The sequence below is a fragment of the Thioalkalivibrio sp. ALE28 genome (assembly GCF_000377425.1).
In the GTDB taxonomy this organism is placed as follows: domain Bacteria; phylum Pseudomonadota; class Gammaproteobacteria; order Ectothiorhodospirales; family Ectothiorhodospiraceae; genus Thioalkalivibrio.
The window spans coordinates 33,110-48,032 of sequence record NZ_KB898095.1; the positions used below are offsets into that span (position 1 = coordinate 33,110).

The following is a 14,923-nucleotide window of genomic DNA, read 5'->3' on the forward strand; positions in this document are numbered from 1 at the left end:
CCCCCGAACCTGCCCGGCAGCAACTGAGCCTGCTGCCGGCGGCGCCCGCCCCCGCGCCCACTCCCCGGCCACCGGAGGCACGCCCCGCCAGTGCCACCCGGGCGCGGCGGGAACACTGGATGGCCATCGAGCTGCCGCACCTCGCGCTGGAGTCCCTGGCCCGGGCGGGACCGGAGCCGGAGCGATTGCAGCGCCCCCTGCTGGTGGTGACGTCCGGCGCGGCACCCCGGGTGCACACCGCCAACCGCGCGGCGCGGCGCGCCGGTGCGCGACCCGGCATGGCGCTGGGGGATGCGCTGGCCGTGCTGGATACCCCGGAACTGGTCGAACATGACCCGGACGCCCTGCGGACCCAGCTGGAGATGCTGGCCGGCGTACTGCTGCGGTTCTCCGACCATGTGCACCCGGAACCGGAGGCCCACCGTATCCTGATGGAGGTCGGACGCAGCCGCCGCCTGTTCGGCGGCCTGGAGGCGTTGCGCCAGCAGGCGCAGGACACCCTGGCCGGCCTGGGTTTCCATCCCCGCATCGGGCTGGGGCGCAGCCCCGCCGCCGCGCGCCTGCTGGCGCACCTGCGCAACCCCGCGATCGCGGAGGACCCCGAGAGCCTGCGCCGACTGCTGACACCCGTGCCGCTGGAGGCCCTGCCGCTGGCCGACGCCACCCGCGAAGGCCTGCGCGCCTTGGGCCTGCGCCAGCTGGGCGACCTGCTGCGCCTGTCACGCGCCGAGCTGGCCCGGCGCCACGGACCGGAACTGCTGGACCTGCTGGATCACCTGCTGGCCCGACGCGCGGAGACCCTGCCCCGCTTTGCGCCACCTCCGGTGCTGGATTTGCCCCTGCGCCTGGAGCACGAGATCCACGCCACCACGGCCCTGGCCTTCCCGCTCAAGCGGCTGCTGCGCCAGGCCGAGGCCCAGTTGCGCGGCCTGAACCGCAGCCTGCAGGGGATGGCGCTGGAACTGACACACCGCGAGGCGCGCACCCGGCTGACGCTGGAACGCGGGCAGCCGGGCATCCGCGCCGACGAGTGGCTGCCCCTGTGGCAGACCCGTCTGGAGCGCGAAACCCTGCCGGAGGCCGTCATCGGCCTGCGCCTGCGGGCATCCCGCCTGCTGGATCCCCCGGACCGGGGCGACAGCCTGCTGGCCGGGGACCCGGCCAGCACGCCACCGGCGGATCAGCTGCCCGCAGTGCTGGCCCGACTGCGCGCCCGTCTGGGCGAGCCAGCGGTCACCCGCCTGGTCAACCGCCGCACCCCAAGGCCGGAGGAGGCCCAGGGATCACGCCACGATCTCGCCGTTACTCCGGCCCCGGTCGCCCCGACACCGGGCCAGCGCACCGTCGGGGCGGCCCTGTGGCTGCAGGGCCCCGACCCCGCCACCCCGCCCGACCAGCCGCAATGGCTGGGGCGGCTGGAAGACGGCTGGTGGGACCATGGCCAGGATGCACGGCGCGACTACGCCCGGGCACTCGATCGCCAGGGCCGCCGGCTCTGGCTGTATCGCTGCCTGCGCAGTGGCCAGTGGTATCGCCAGGGTTACTGGGGCTGAATCCGCGCCGGATACACGCCCACCGCCCCCGCCCGTCAGCGGTGGTATTCGCCCGCCCGCTCCGGCTGGTACTCGACCTCCACGATGCGCACATGCATCTGCCCGCCACCCGGGCGCGGCCACTCGATCTCGTCCCCCTCGGAAAGCCCCAGCAGGGCGCTGCCCACCGGCGCCAGGATCGACAGCGTGCCGCCGCTTTCATCCACGTCCCGCGGGTATACCAGCGTCATCGAGAATTCCTCGCCGGACTCGGTCACCCGGAACCGGACCTTCGAGTTCATCGTCACCACCGCACCCGGGATCTCGTGCGAATCCACCACATCCGCGCGGTCCAGCTCGGCCTCCAGATCGGCCTTGCCCGGAAAGGCATCCTCCGGCAGCGATTCCAGCAGCTTGTCCAGACGCTCCATGTCCGTGGTGGAGACGATGATCTTCGGCTTGTTCACGTTCACACTCCAAATACACGACGCGCCCCCGGAGAGACGCGCCAGAGAAGAAAATTCAGGGATTTTCCGGAAACCGGGAAACGAACTTCGAGATTAGCCAAGTCTCGACGAAAAAGCGATCCAGCCAGTCACGGCACTGGAATATCGATCCGCCCGCACACTCACTACCGGCCCTCGCCGTCCCGCCAGGCCGCATAGCCGCCGCGCAGCACATGCGCATCGATCCCCATCGCCCGCAGGCTGTCGGCCACCAGCTGGGACCGGCCACGCCCCCCACAGAACACCACGACGGGCTGCTGGGGGTCCTGCATGTGAGATTCGATGGTGGCCTCCAGCTTGGGCCGGGGGATATTCACCGCGCCCTCGATCGTACCCTCGGCCGCCTCCTCCGGCTGGCGCACGTCCACCAGCAGAAACGGCTTCCCGTCCTGGCGCCAGCGGGCCACCTCGGCCGGTTCCAGATGCGGCAAACTCTGTTCCAGATCACCAATACGTTTCTCGAAAAGACTCACGGCCACACTCCGAATCGTGGGTAGGCCACCATCCTATCGCGCGAGCTCAAAGGGACGGACGCACCAGCAGCGGCACCACCCGAACCGTAAACAGCGCCAGGCCGATCAGCGCCGCCAGCGCACCCACCGCCGTCAGCATCGCAACCCCCAGGATCCAGCCCAGGCCCATCCCCACCACGGCCAGATGCACCAGGATCTGTGGTGCCCAGGCCCACAGCCAGCCGCCCGCGATCGGGTGCCCGGTAAAGCGCGGCAGCATGTGCTCGCCCAGCCCCATGATCAGCAGCAGCAGAAAGCCCAGGGTAAAGCCGTGCAGCGCCGCCGGCCGGGCCGCGCCCTCCAGGAAAAAGCCCCCCAGCGGCAGCGCCGCCCCCGCGATCAGCAGCCAGACCATTGCCCCCAGCACCGAGGCCCGGCTGGAGGGCGACAGGCCCAGCCCCACATGCCGGGCCGCCTTCTGCGTACGCTCCGGGGCGGCGCCTACCAGTTCGGTGGCGGCCGTGCGATCCAGCAGACCGATGTGCTTGAGCTCGCCATCCACCACCACCGCCGGGATGGAGCGGATACGCAGCCGGGTGGCCAGCTCGCGGCCTTCCGGCTGGCCCATGTCCACCACCGCGAAGTCGATCTGTTTGTCCTCGGCCACCTGACGCCAGATGCGCTCGGCATCGTGACAGGAGGCACACCATTCGGATACCAGCAGTTCCACCTTCATGAATCCGTCTCCCCCGGCTCAGTCCGCGCAGCGCATGCAGTGGATGTCGTAACGATCGATCCATTGCTTCAGACCGGTGATCGCCTCGGGGCCGGTGTGCAGCCGCTCCAGCGCCTTTTGCGGGTCGTCCGGGCGCATCACCACCACCCAGGCATCGGTGTAGGGCGCGACGTTCACCAGACCCGGATCGGCCTCCACCGCCGGATTGATACGCTCGATGGTGCCGTCGAACGGGGTCGGAATGCCGCCCGCCCACTTGCCCGACTCCAGCCGCGCCACCGGCTTGCCCGCGGCACGGTGCGAACCCGGCTTGCGAAAACGGAAGTACTGCACACGGCCCGCCATGGTCTGCGCCGGATCGGTGATCCCGAGGGTGAAGGTGCCGTCGTCCTCCGGCCGCACCCAGACGTAGTCCAGGTCGTAGAACAGGTCGTCCGGCAGCTCGCAGCCGTTGTATTCCTCGCGCGCCATGGTTATGCCCCCTTCGGTCCATAGTGGCGCACGGTCAGCGCGATGTTCACGGCGAACAGGATCATCGCCCCCCAGGCCATCGATCCACCCACCGCGACCGTCGCGTGATGGAAGACCAGCCAGCCGGCGACCATCACCCACAGCCCGATGTTGGCCAGCAGGAACTGCGCATGCCCCAGGCGTTCGGAGAACAGTGAGCGCCCGGAAAACCGCGGCAGCACATGCAGCCCCACGCCATAGATCATCATGGTCACGAAACCCAGCAGCATCAGGTGGCCGTGGATGCGCGGCACGTTGCCGGGGATCAGGCCGGGATGCACCAGCCAGAGGATGCCGAGCAGCCCGCCCAGCAGGGCATAGACCAGGGCCGCGAGGATGAACATCCGGTTTCGAGGGTGCATGCGATGCTCCTTGTCAGGTTTGACTCAGCATACTTTAAGCTATATTCCATATGCATTGATCGAGATCAACACCTGCTGCCGCCCATTCGGTAACAGTCCATCCTTCAGGAACACCCGCCAAGGCCGCAACCGCCATGCATCTACAACTCCACGAAACCGTCCCCGGATTCCAGCAGCCTGTCGAACTGCTGCGCGCCTGTCACCGGCGCATCCTCAACTCCCTGGACATCCTCGAGCGTCTGCCCGCGCACCTCGCCGCGAAGGGCGCTGACGAGGAGGCGCGCACCGCGGCGGAGCGGGTCCTGAAATACTTTCACGAGGCTGCCCCCAATCACCACGCGGACGAGGACGAGGATCTGTTCCCCCTCCTCCAGCGGCACTGCGACCACCCCGACAGCCACCCCCAACTGTGCGAATGGCTGGAGCGCCTGAGCGCGGAACATGCCGAGATCGAGGCCGGCTGGGACCGGCTGGAACCGGCCCTGCAGCGAATTGCCGACGGCTCGACCGCGGAACTGACCGGCGCGGAGGCCTGGATCCGGCAATACCGCGTGCATCTCGACCTGGAAGAGCGGGCCGTGCTGCCGTTCGCCGAACACCTGCTGAGCCCGGAAGAGCGCCACACCATCGGTGCCCGCATGGCCGCACGGCGCGGGATCGGGAATGACGATGGCTGACTTCAGGCTCGATCTGCGCGGCCTGGGCGACCATGCCCATACGCGGGCCTATTACACCCTTCGCGAACTGCGGCCGGGCCAGGTCTTCGAGGTCTGGCTGGACCAGGAACCGAAGCTCCTGATGGACGCCGTCAGCCTGCAGCTGCGGCATGCCATCCACTGGCAGGGTCTCGAAAACGGGCCACCGCTGTGGAAGCTCGCGGTGCAGCGCCGCGAGGATGTCGCCCCGGTGGACCTGGTCGACCTGCTGGAGCGCGACCACCTGCGCATCGACCGACTGTTCGCCAGCGCCCTGCACAAGGTGAACGCGGGTGATGTCGAGGGGGCCGCACCGGATTTCCACGCCTACGTCGACGGCCTGCGCCGCCACGTGGAGGTGGAAAACGAACTGATCGTGCCGCTGCTGGACCTGCCGCGCAGCCCGAACGGCCAGGACCCGACCTCGATCATGCTGCGCGAGCACGACGAGATCCTGGAACAGACCGCGATGCTCGAGCATGAATTCAGCGAAGGGGTCGACGAGGCCTGGGCCGTGGCCCCGTTCTTCGCCCTGATCTCCGGCGCGCTGGCCAAGCACGAGGGCCGCGAGGAGCAGAACCTGTTCCCGCACTGGAGCCGCGCCCTGCGCGAACAATCGGACGCCGCCGCCGAACTCCTGGAGCGTGCGCAGGCCCGACTCGCAGCCTCCTGATCGCTGCGTCGCGGGCGGCGCGACGCGACCGCTTCAGCGAGCCGTAACGGGGCGAAGCGGCGGCGACAGGCGGGCCAGCGCCCAGAGACCCAGCAACGGGCCGGGCAGCAACAACCACAGGACCCACAACCCGCCATCCGCCCACAGCCAGCTCGTCAGCCAGATCGCCGGCAGGGTCAGGGCAAAGCCAATCGCATTCATGACGCTCAGCGCGGACCCCACCGCGTCCGCCGGCGCACTGTCCGCGGCCAGCGCCGAGAACTGCGGCGAGTCCGCGATCACCGTCAGGCCCCACAACGCCAGCAGGCCGAACAGCAGCCAGGACGAGTGCCCGGCCAGCAGCGGATACAGCAGACAGGCCAGGCCCGACGTAGCCAGGGCCACCCGCGCCACGCGCAGACTCCCCAGATCCCGGCTCAGACGCCCGCCCCAGACACAGCCGGCCAGCCCCAGCGCGATCACGCCGAAGGCAAGCCACGGGATCAGCGCGGCATCGGCCTCCAGACGTGACAGCTCGCGCGCCACCAGGAGCGGGACCAGCGTCCAGAAGGCGTACAGTTCCCAGCAGTGCCCGAAGTAGCCTCCGGCCACGGCCCGGAAGTCGCGCCGCCCCAGCGCACGAAAACCCTTGCCCAGACCCGGTGTGCGGCCCGCGGGTGGCAGGTGGGGGCCCTCCCCCAGGCGCAGGATCAGGAATGCCGCCAGCACCGCCAGGAAAGAAGCCAGCAGCACCGGGATCGCCCAGGGGAAATCGAGCGTGGCGCCGCGCAGCAGATGCGGCAGCGCGGTGCCCAGCGTCAGCATGCCCAGCAGCCAGGACAGCGCCCAGCCCTTGTACTCGGGCGTCCAGGCAATCACCAGCTTCATGCCCAGGGGGTAAACCCCGGCCAGCGCCAGTCCGACCAGGAACCGCGTGAGCAGGGCCATCTCCCAGACACCGGCCAGCAGGATAAACATGGCGTTCAGTCCGGCCCCGGCCACGGCAGAGATCGCGAACAGCCGGCTGGCACGAAAACGGTCCGCCAGGCCGGTCGCGGCCACCGCCAGCGTTCCGGTGATGAAGCCCGTCTGGGTCGCCATGGTCAGCCAGCCAATCTCGGACGGCGACCAGCCAAGCGCCTGCTGCAGCGACAGCCCGACCCCGTTGACCGAAAACCACAGCGACGTGCCGAACAGCTGTGCCGCCACGATCACCAGCAGGGGGTGACGACGAATCCAGTGCGCCGTCACCGTACGCGACCGGTCATAGGCATCGAACCGCCCCGATCAGCGACTCGCGCCACGGATCCAGCGCTTGAGCAGGGCCACCAGCGCGCCCCCGGAGACGAGCCCCAGCAGGTAGATCCCGACGATCAGCAACGCCAGTGGCAGCGTCACATGCAGGGTCAGGAAATTCAGGGTCACCAGTCGCAGGTTCTGGATTGCAAAGATCGCGACCACCGCGACGAACACGATGATCAGCAGGGAGTAGACGTACCGCATGCGACCTCCCGGGTCAGTCGGGCCAAACGCTCAGGTTCGGGCGCCCCGGGGTCAGCGTCAACCGGCACGAGGCGGCGACCTCAAGGGTTTCCCCGAGTGTCGGGATGGCTGCAGTGCCCACGCAGCGGGCAGCCTTCGCACCGCGGCCGCGGGCGACAGCGCTCCTTGCCGTGTTCCACGATCAGCGCATGCAGGTCGTTCAGGGCGGCCACATCCGGCCCCAGCTCCGCCTCGACGTGCCCGCGAAGCTGATCGTAGGGCGCCTGCGCCTGCGGGACCTCCAGGCGCTCGAACAGACGCCGGGTATAGGCATCCACCACGAAGACCGGGCGGTCGAAGGCATACAGCGCGATATCATCGGCTGTCTCCGGGCCCACGCCCTTGACCCCCAGCAACGCCGAGCGCAACTCGGCCGTTTCCAGCGCGGCCAGTCCCTCGACACCGCCGGACACCTCCAGGAAGCGCAGCAGATGCCGCAGCCGGTCGGCCTTCACGTTGAAATAGCCGCTGGGACGGATCCGCTCGGCCAGTTCTTCCTGACCCAGCGCCATCAGCCCCGCGGGCGACAAGGCATCGATGGCGCGCAGGTTGTCCAGGGCCTTCTCGACGTTGGTCCAGCTGGTGTTCTGGGTCAGTACGGCACCGACCATCACCTCGAAGGCGGTATCCGCCGGCCACCATTGCAGGTCGCCGTACTCCGCGCGCAGGGCCTCAAGGAGTCGGGGAATCTGCATGCCGCTCTACCGCTGGCGACGCCCGCCCGGCTTGCCACCGCCCCCCGGGCGCCCGCCCGAGGGCTTCGCACCCCGGCCACCACCGCGGCCGCCGGGGGCTGCCGGCTTGCCCGACTTCTTCGGCGGCGAGGAACTCCAGCCGTCCTCGCGGGACGCGCGGCTGTTGCGCGACTTGCCCGCCGCCACCGGCTTGCCGGGGCGCTTGCTGTGGGGATCGCGGCGCGGCCCGCCGCGCCCGCGCGCGCGCACCGACTCCGGCATCGGCAGGTCCACCGCCGCGTACAGCCCGGCCACCTCGCGGCTCTCCAGGTCGCGCACCGCGCCGGTCTTCAGACCCCGCCCCAGGACGACCGGCCCGTAGCGCACCCGGATCAGGCGGCTGACCGTGACGCCGACGGCATCCCACAACCGGCGCACCAGGCGGTTGCGGCCCTCGCTGACGATCACGTGATACCAGTGATTGGCGCCGTCCCCGCCCTGCTCCTCCAGGCTGTCGAAACGCGCCGGGCCGTCCTCCAGCTCCACGCCCTCGCGCAGCATGTCCAGCGTGGCCGGCGGCACCTCGCCCAGCACGCGCACGGCATACTCGCGCTCCAGCGCCATGCTCGGGTGCATCAGGCGATTGGCCAGCTCGCCGTCCGTGGTGAACAGCAGCAGGCCGGAGGTGTTCAGGTCCAGCCGCCCGACCGCCACCCAGCGCTGCCCCTTCAGGCGCGGCAGGCTGGCAAACACCGGCCGCCGCCCCTCCGGATCGGAGCGGCTGCAGATCTCGCCGACCGGCTTGTGATACACGATCCAGCGGTGCGGATGCTCCGGGCGCCGCACGATGCGCCCGCGCACACGAATCACGTCGTGCTCGTCGACCTGATCGCCCAGCCGCGCGGTACGGTTGTTCACCTGCACCTCGCCGCGCTCGATCCAGCCCTCGATCTCGCGCCGCGAACCCAGCCCCCGCGCCGCCAGGACCTTCTGTACCCGCTCCGACATTCCCGGAACTCCAGCAACTCATTAAGATGGGCGCCACGATACACCAACAGGACGTTGCCATGACCGATTCCACGCCGGAAACCAGCCCCGTGAAGACGCCGCTCAACATCGCCGTGCTCACCATCTCCGACAGTCGCGACCTCGCCGAGGATCGCTCCGGCGACGCCTTGGTGGAACGCCTCGAAAGCGCCGGCCACCGCACCGCCGATCGGCGGATCGTGAAGGACGACGTCTACGCCATCCGCGCCGAACTCTCGCGCTGGATCTCCGATCCCGAAATCGACGCCGTGTTGACCACCGGCGGCACCGGCATCACCGGCCGTGACGGCACCCCCGAGGCCGCCTCGGTGCTGCTGGACAAGACCATCGAGGGCTTCGGCGAGCTGTTCCGCATGCTCTCCTATGAAGAGATCGGCACCTCCAGCCTGCAGTCGCGCGCCCTTTCAGGGGTCGCGAACGGCACCTACCTCTTCGTACTGCCCGGCTCCACCGGCGCCTGCCGCACCGCCTGGGACCGCATCATCCAGGCCCAGCTCGACGACCGCACCATGCCCTGCAACCTCACCATGCTGATGCCGCGCCTGACGGAGTCCTGAGGGAAATACGGATTTCACCACGAAGAGCACGAAGGCACGAACAAGGCCAAGCTCGAAAGCGGACCTGATTAGCAACGAGAGTCGGCCAGTCACGGAGATCCTCCGGAGGCGGCATAGCCAGCCGCAGGTCGCTGTAATCCGCGCCTTTCCTGGAATATCACCAGCGCCGCCCTTTACCCCTGCATCGTCATCCCGGCCGGAGCGTAGCGAAAAGCCGGGATCTCCCCCGTCGGGGCAACCCCTGCCGCCAGGATCCCGGATAACGATTACCGGGAAATCCGTCCGTACCGAAACGCGATACACCGTTCCCACAAGAAAAATGCCCAAAATGCTCTAAAAAAGCCTTTGGGCGTGCCGCTACCCCCTGTATCGGGTGCGGCGCTCACACGGATCTGCTTGTCGCCCTCCGACTAGAACAACGAAATGGAAGGACAACGCGATGACATCCCTGAACCCCCTCTCCAGTGTCGGCTTCGGTACCCGCCTGACGCTGATGATCCTGTCTCTCATCGTGGGCGCGATCCTCATCGTTGCCACCCTCATCTTCTTGCAGTACCGCGCCTCCTACACCGACGCGACCATCGACCGGCTTCACGCAATGGGCGAATCCAACGCCCAGTCCTTCAACGAATGGCTCCTGGGGCGGCAGGATGAAATGCGCTACCTCGCAGGCCTCGATGCAGCTCGCGGCATGGACCTCGATGAACTCGAGCACCTGATCGAGCAGATCGCGTCGCTGCGCGGTGAATACGACACGATCTTTGTCGTGAATGCCGACGGCATGGGCGAGGTCGGAGTGGCCTTCGACGGACAGGCGCGCGTCCTCAGCCGCGAGGAGGCGAACGATTTCAATGTGCCCGACCGGGCATGGTTCCAGAGCGCGATCAGTGGGGAGGACACCTTCTCGCGGCCGGTGGTTTCCCGCGCGACGGGCAATCGGGTCAGCACCGTCGCAATTCCGATCGAAGGACCGGATGGCGAACCAATCGCCGTGATGCGCGGGGCGGTGCAACTCGACACGATCTTTGATCGGGTCAACGCGATCGATCTCGGCGAAGGATCCGAGATCTACCTCGTAGACCGCGACCGGCATCCCGTGACACCGGTTGAATCGGCCCCCGATACGGACCAGCCAATCGACACCCGGGCTGCACAGGCGATCGCCGCGGGTGACAGTGGGGTCGGACGCTACCAAAACGCAATCGGGACTGCGGTGATCGGTAGCTTTACCGACATCCCCCTGCTTGGCTGGGGCCTGCTGATGGAGCTCGACGAAGGGGTCGCACTGGCCGAGCTGCAACGCGCGCTTTGGTGGGTCGTCGGCCTCACCATCGCCATCCTGATCGCGGCCTCGCTGATCAGCCTCGGGGTGATCCGCAATGTCCTGCGCACGCTGGGGGGCGATCCCGCCTACGCCTCGGACGTCGTCCGCCAGGTGTCGGAGGGCGACATGACCGTCCCGATCCAGCTGCGCAAGGGCGATGACTCGTCGTTGCTCGCGGCCATCGCCACCATGCAGTCCCGCCTGCGCGAACTGATCGGCAGCGTTCGCGGCCATGCCGAGGAAGTCGCCTCGGCCGCTACCGAGCTTTCACACATCAACGAAGAGACCGACAAGGGTGTAAATCGCCAGAACGCCCAGCTCAGTGACGCGGCCGCAGCGATCAACGAGATGACCGCGACCGTCGAGGAGGTCGCCCGCAACAGCCAGAGCACGGCAGATGTCGTGCGAGAAACCACGGAACAGGCCCAGAGTGGCCGCAACGTGGTCAGCGCATCGGTCACCTCGATCAACAAGCTCTCGAACGAGATCCAGAGCACCGCCGAGGTCATCACGGCGCTCAAGGGTGACAGCGACAATATCGGCGACATCCTGCAGGTCATCAACAACGTCGCCGACCAGACCAACCTGCTGGCTCTGAACGCCGCAATCGAGGCAGCGCGCGCAGGGGAAGACGGTCGTGGGTTCGCGGTGGTCGCCGAGGAGGTTCGCAACCTCGCCGTCCGCACGCAGGAGTCAATCACCGAGATTCAGCAGATGATCGAGGCGGTGCAGAAGCGTGCGGATCAGGCCGTAACGGCGATGGCCGCCAGCCAGACCCAGGCCCAGGATGGCGTGGATCAGGTCAACCAGGCGGGCACGTCGCTCGAACAGATTGTCGCCGCGGTCGAAAAGATCGAGGACATGACGCGGCAAATCGCGAGCGCAGCCGAAGAGCAGTCGGCTACCTCCAACGAGATCAACCGCAATATCCACTCGGTCAGCGAAGTCTCGGAGCACAACGCCACCAATGTCGTACAAATGGGTCAGGCTAGCGAGACCCTGGCCGGGTTGTCCGAGCAACTGCGCGAGATCGTCAACCGCTTCAAGGTCTGACGCCGATCAGGACGCGTGGGGGACATGGGGCCAGACGGTCTACCCCGCGCGCCCCCCGCTTTCGGGTCCGAAACACACCGGCGAGGCCCGCTCGTCGTTCGTCGCCTCCTCGGCGAGTTCGGCGTCGAGGAGTTCCCGCAGGACCGCCGCATCGCTGTGCTCCTCGTTTCGGGTGGCCGTCAGCGGGGTCAGGCGGCTACGCCGGGCATACCCCAGCAATCAGGCCCATGCATCGTCGGGAGCGGCCGCCAGTTCCGCCCGATACCGGCGACAGAATTCGGGCCAGCACGCCACGTTGTGGCCAAACCAGCGGCGCAGATCCGCGGACGGGGCGAGCGACTTTTCCCAGGCATCCAGCGCGAGCGCCGATTTCTTCACCCCGCGGGGCCAGAGGCGGTCGACCAGCACACGGGCCCCACCCTCGGGATCGACCGGATCGTAGACGCGCCGGATCCGCACCCGCTCCATGCCGCGATTACCGGTCCACGTGGGTCTGCAGCCAGTATTCGAGCAGGGCTGCGTGCCAGAGCTTGGAGCCCTGGATGCGGGTGAAGTACTGGTCCGGGGCATCCAGCAGCCTGTCGATGTAGGCCGGCTGATAGAGGCCGCGCTCGCGCGAGGCGCGCGAGGTCAGGATGTCGCGCATGAACTCGAGGAAGTCCCCGCGCACGTATTTGAGTGCCGGCACCGGGAAGTAGCCCTTGGGCCGGTCCAGCACCGCGTCCGGCAGGCGCCCGCGGGCGATGCGGCGCAGCACGTCCTTGCCGCCGTCGCCCAGCTTCAGGTGCGGCGGCATCGCGGCGGCCGTCTCCACCAGTTCGTGATCCAGGAACGGGACCCGCGCCTCCAGGCCGAAGGCCATCGTCATGTTGTCCACGCGCTTGACCGGATCGTCCACGATCAGCGTGGTCACATCCAGCGCCAGCACCGCGTCGATGAAGGAATCCGCGCGGTCGGTCTCGAGTTCGGCAAACTGCTCGCGCAGCCAGTCGCCGGTCACGTCGTTCGCCGGCGGGTGGCGCAGCATCTCGGCCATCTCGGGGTGGTCGCGGTCGAAGTAGTGGCGGCGGAAACGTTCCACCCAGTCGCCGTGACGGTCCTCGGCCATCTGCGGGTACCAGAAGTAGCCGCCGAAGACCTCGTCCGCGCCCTGGCCGGACTGCACCACCTTCACATGCTGCGAGACCTGCTCGGACAGCAGGTAGAAGGCCACCGCGTCCTGGCCGAACATCGGCTCGGCCATCGCCCCGACCGCCTCCGGCAATCGGGCCAGCACCTGGTCGTTGGGGATCAGCGTGGCCTGATGGTCGGTGGCGTAGCGCTCGGCGACCGGATCGGAGTATTCGAACTCGGAGCCCTTCTCCTCCGGCTGGTCCTCGAAACCGACGGTGAAGGTACGCAGGTCCTGGGCGCCCTCCTCCATCGCCAGCGCCACCAGCAGCGACGAGTCCAGTCCGCCGGAGAGCAGCACGCCCACCGGCACGTCGGCCACCTCCAGGCGCTTGCGCACCGCAGCGCGCAGGGCGTGTTCGATGCGCTCCTGCCATTCGGCGTCGGAGACGGGCTCGTCCGGGCGGTTCGCATGCAGGGCCCAGTAGCGTTGCAGCCGCTCCTGGCCGCGTGCGTCGATGCTCAGGTAATGCCCTGGCTCCAGCTTGCGGATGCCGCGCAGCACGGTGCGCGGCGCCGGGACCACGGCGTGCAGCGAGAACAGCATGTGCAGCGCCTCGGCATCCAGCTCGGCATCCACGTCGCCGGCCGCCAGTAGCGCCTGGGTGTTGGAGGCGAAGCGGATACCATCCCCCGTACGCGCCAGGTACAGCGGCTTGATGCCCATACGGTCACGCGCCAGCAGCAGACGCTGGGCATTACCGTCATACAGGGCGAACGCGAACATCCCGTGCAGACGCGCAACGATGCCCTCGCCCCACTCGGCATAGCCGCGCAGGATGACCTCGGTATCGCCGGTGGAGAAGAAACGATGGCCGCGGCCCTCCAGCTCGCTGCGCAGGGCGCGGAAGTTGTAGATCGCGCCGTTGAACACCAGCGCGAGCCCGGTCTCCGGGTCGAACATCGGCTGGTGCGCGCGCTGCGACAGATCCAGGATCGAAAGGCGCCGGTGCCCCAACGCGACCCGCCCGGAGGCCCACAGCCCGTCGGCATCCGGGCCGCGCCGTTCCAGGCAGGGCAGCATGCGTGCGACCGCCTCGCCGCTCGCACGCCGCTCGCCCCAGACGAATTCTCCTGCGATCCCGCACATCGATTCTTTCCTTGCTGGTTGGATTGGGGTCGGATTGCCACCCTGCCCGACACGGACCGGGCTTCGCCTGCAAGCAGGCTTGTATGTTTACCCGTGGCAGGCCTAGAAAGGGTCTGTCGGGGTGGAGGCCTCTGTCGAGGCTGCGCCGAAGGCGGCCTCCAAGGCCGCCATCAGGGCCTGGCTGGCCACACCGGCGCGATCCCGGTCCGCGTGCACGATGTAGAACGGCACCCGGTGGCGCGCCCCGGCCTCCAGATCCAATTCGACCAGGCGGCCGTCGGCAAGATCCCCCGCGATGCGATCCTCCGGCACCCAGGCGAACCCGATGCCCGAACGCAGGATCTCGCAGGCCGTGCCCATGTGCGAGACCGTCCAGCGCTGGTCCGCCTCGACCCAGCCGCCCTGGCCACCTCCCTGGTCGCCGGAATCGCGCACCACCACCTGGCGGTGTGCCTGCAGATCGCGCCGGGTCAGGGCCGCTTCCGCCTGGGCGAGGGGATGCGAGGGATGCGCGACGCAGACCATCGACAACTCGCCCAGACAGCTCCCGAGATAACCGGAAGGCAGTTCCGGCCCCAGCAGAATGTCCACGGCCGCTTCCCGGAGCATGTCCGGCCCCCCGCTCAGCACCACCTCGTGCAGCTGGATCCGGGTGGCCGGGTAGGCCTTCGAGAAGGTCTCCAGCGCCCGGATCACCGGCTCGCGCGGCAGCAGCTGATCCACTGCCAGCCGGATCTCGGATTCCACCCCTGCCGCCAGCGCGCCGGCCAGGTTCTCGATCTCCGCCGCCTCTTCGAGCAGATGCCCGGCCCGGCGCAAAAGCGCCTCGCCCGCCGGGGTGAGTACGGCCTTGCGGCCCTGCACCTCGAAGACATCCACCCCCAGCTGCTCTTCCAGCTTCTGCACCGCATGGTTGATGCTCGACGGACTCTTGTGCACCCGTTCGGCGGCACGCGCAAAGCCGCCGGCCTCCACCACCGCCTGCAGCATCCGCCACTGTTCAAGGGTGACACGCATCAAT

At 68.4% G+C, this 14,923-nt stretch carries 16 protein-coding genes and 1 pseudogene; 5 read left to right on the forward strand and 12 right to left on the reverse strand.

Annotation, left to right across the window (positions count from 1 at the left end; translation table 11 throughout):
- The first annotated feature begins 119 nt into the window (after positions 1-119).
- Positions 120-1,553, forward strand: a complete 1,434-nt coding sequence (locus D105_RS0104040) for a DNA polymerase Y family protein (RefSeq protein WP_018877576.1) — start codon at positions 120-122, stop codon at positions 1,551-1,553.
- Positions 1,554-1,588: 35 nt separating this feature from the next.
- On the opposite strand, the gene rnk is transcribed toward D105_RS0104040, so the two are convergent.
- The 5 genes from rnk to D105_RS0104065 all read right to left on the reverse strand — a co-directional run bounded on the left by rnk (position 1,589) and on the right by D105_RS0104065 (position 4,098).
- The gene (gene rnk / locus D105_RS0104045) at positions 1,589-1,999 is read right to left on the reverse strand and encodes a nucleoside diphosphate kinase regulator (protein ID WP_018866160.1); all 411 of its coding nucleotides are present in this window, start codon (positions 1,997-1,999) and stop codon (positions 1,589-1,591) included.
- Between the two features lie 164 nt (positions 2,000-2,163).
- Positions 2,164-2,511: a rhodanese-like domain-containing protein gene (locus D105_RS0104050; protein WP_018874975.1), complete on the reverse strand. Its 348-nt coding sequence runs from the start codon at positions 2,509-2,511 to the stop codon at positions 2,164-2,166.
- A gap of 46 nt (positions 2,512-2,557) precedes the next feature.
- Positions 2,558-3,226: a thioredoxin family protein gene (locus D105_RS0104055; RefSeq protein WP_018876395.1), complete on the reverse strand. Its 669-nt coding sequence runs from the start codon at positions 3,224-3,226 to the stop codon at positions 2,558-2,560.
- A gap of 18 nt (positions 3,227-3,244) precedes the next feature.
- Entirely contained in the window at positions 3,245-3,697 is a 453-nt protein-coding gene (locus D105_RS0104060; protein ID WP_018866157.1) for a glycine cleavage system protein H, read from the reverse strand.
- 2 nt (positions 3,698-3,699) lie between these two features.
- Positions 3,700-4,098: a hypothetical protein gene (locus D105_RS0104065; RefSeq protein ID WP_038032718.1), complete on the reverse strand. Its 399-nt coding sequence runs from the start codon at positions 4,096-4,098 to the stop codon at positions 3,700-3,702.
- Positions 4,099-4,232: 134 nt separating this feature from the next.
- On the opposite strand from D105_RS0104065, the gene D105_RS0104070 reads away from it, so the two are divergent.
- Both D105_RS0104070 and D105_RS0104075 read left to right on the forward strand, forming a co-directional pair.
- Entirely contained in the window at positions 4,233-4,775 is a 543-nt protein-coding gene (locus tag D105_RS0104070) for a hemerythrin domain-containing protein (RefSeq protein ID WP_018877578.1), read from the forward strand.
- A complete protein-coding gene (locus tag D105_RS0104075) occupies positions 4,768-5,466 on the forward strand; it encodes a hemerythrin domain-containing protein (RefSeq protein ID WP_018877579.1) in 699 nt (232 codons plus the stop codon). The genes D105_RS0104070 and D105_RS0104075 overlap by 8 nt, the downstream gene beginning before the upstream one ends.
- A gap of 33 nt (positions 5,467-5,499) precedes the next feature.
- Here the strand turns inward: D105_RS0104075 and D105_RS0104080 are convergent, their stop codons facing one another.
- The 4 genes from D105_RS0104080 to rluB all read right to left on the reverse strand — a co-directional run bounded on the left by D105_RS0104080 (position 5,500) and on the right by rluB (position 8,669).
- Positions 5,500-6,660: a nitrate/nitrite transporter gene (locus D105_RS0104080; protein WP_018877580.1), complete on the reverse strand. Its 1,161-nt coding sequence runs from the start codon at positions 6,658-6,660 to the stop codon at positions 5,500-5,502.
- A 72-nt stretch (positions 6,661-6,732) separates the two neighbouring features.
- Positions 6,733-6,948 carry a lipopolysaccharide assembly protein LapA domain-containing protein gene (locus D105_RS0104085; protein ID WP_017941597.1) on the reverse strand — a complete coding sequence of 72 codons (216 nt, stop codon included), beginning with the start codon at positions 6,946-6,948 and terminating at the stop codon, positions 6,733-6,735.
- Positions 6,949-7,028: 80 nt separating this feature from the next.
- A complete protein-coding gene (locus tag D105_RS0104090; protein WP_018877581.1) occupies positions 7,029-7,682 on the reverse strand; it encodes an endonuclease III domain-containing protein in 654 nt (217 codons plus the stop codon).
- Between the two features lie 6 nt (positions 7,683-7,688).
- Positions 7,689-8,669, reverse strand: coding sequence for a 23S rRNA pseudouridine(2605) synthase RluB (gene rluB, locus D105_RS0104095; protein WP_018877582.1), 981 nt, complete (start codon positions 8,667-8,669; stop codon positions 7,689-7,691).
- Positions 8,670-8,728: 59 nt separating this feature from the next.
- Between rluB and moaB the strand changes: the two genes are divergently transcribed.
- Together moaB and D105_RS0104105 are read left to right on the forward strand one after the other, a co-directional pair.
- Positions 8,729-9,265, forward strand: coding sequence for a molybdenum cofactor biosynthesis protein B (gene moaB / locus D105_RS0104100; RefSeq protein ID WP_018877583.1), 537 nt, complete (start codon positions 8,729-8,731; stop codon positions 9,263-9,265).
- Positions 9,266-9,704: 439 nt separating this feature from the next.
- Positions 9,705-11,642: a methyl-accepting chemotaxis protein gene (locus D105_RS0104105; RefSeq protein ID WP_018877584.1), complete on the forward strand. Its 1,938-nt coding sequence runs from the start codon at positions 9,705-9,707 to the stop codon at positions 11,640-11,642.
- A gap of 39 nt (positions 11,643-11,681) precedes the next feature.
- Here D105_RS0104105 and D105_RS15240 read toward each other — a convergent pair.
- From D105_RS15240 to D105_RS0104125, 3 genes and pseudogenes are all read right to left on the reverse strand, one after another.
- A pseudogene (locus D105_RS15240) lies at positions 11,682-12,110 on the reverse strand (DUF488 domain-containing protein).
- Between the two features lie 7 nt (positions 12,111-12,117).
- Positions 12,118-13,902, reverse strand: coding sequence for an N-acetylglutaminylglutamine amidotransferase (locus tag D105_RS0104120; protein WP_018877585.1), 1,785 nt, complete (start codon positions 13,900-13,902; stop codon positions 12,118-12,120).
- Positions 13,903-14,004: 102 nt separating this feature from the next.
- Entirely contained in the window at positions 14,005-14,919 is a 915-nt protein-coding gene (locus D105_RS0104125; RefSeq protein ID WP_255349404.1) for a LysR family transcriptional regulator, read from the reverse strand.
- Positions 14,920-14,923 lie beyond the last annotated feature (4 nt).